At 77.1% G+C, this 664-nt stretch carries 1 protein-coding gene; it reads right to left on the bottom strand.

Going from position 1 to position 664, the window contains the following annotated elements; genetic code table 11:
- Positions 1-134 precede the first annotated feature (134 nt).
- Positions 135-664: methionyl-tRNA formyltransferase (locus KUM32_RS42090; RefSeq protein WP_374227624.1), on the bottom strand; the 530-nt coding region annotated here is incomplete at its 5' end.

The following is a 664-nucleotide window of genomic DNA, read 5'->3' as shown; positions in this document are numbered from 1 at the left end:
ACGCTGTCCAGGGCGCGACCGGGCCCCGCCGAGCCGAGCCGGCGCCGGCCCCCGCCGCGCGTGAGGCCGGCGCGCGTGAGGCCGACGCGCGTGAGGCCGACGCGTCTGGGCCTGACGCGGCGGGCGCCGCCTGGCTACGCCTCGAACCGCTCCCCCGCCGCGATGCGCACCCCGCGCGCCCAGTCGGCCCCGGCCATCGGCTTCTTGCCCTGCGGCTGCACCCACAGCAACTCGACGGCGTGGCTGCCGGTGCCGGCGAACACGGCGTTCTTCGTCGCGGCGATCTCGCCCGGGGCGAGGTCGGTGCGGTCGGTGACCAGCCGTACGGACTTCACCTTCAGCCGCTCGCCACGGAGGACCGTCCAGGCGCCGGGGGCCGGGGCGCAGCCGCGCACCACCCGGTCCACGCGCAGCGCGGGCGCCGCCCAGTCGATCCGGGCGTCCTCCACCTCGATCTTCGGCGCGAGCGAGACACCCTCGGCCGGCTGCGGCACCGGTCGCAGGGTGCCGTCCTCGATGCCGTCCATCGTCGCCGCGAGCAGCCCCGCGCCGGCGAAGGCGAGCCGGGTCAGCAGGTCGCCGCTGGTGTCGGTGGGGCGCACCTGCTCGGTGAGGACGCCGTACACCGGCCCCGAGTCCAGGCCCTGTTCGATGAGGAAGGTGG

The organism is Streptomyces sp. AC627_RSS907 (assembly GCF_019049165.1).
Note: the sequence above shows the minus strand (reverse complement) of the source record. Positions and strands in the feature narration are given on the sequence as shown.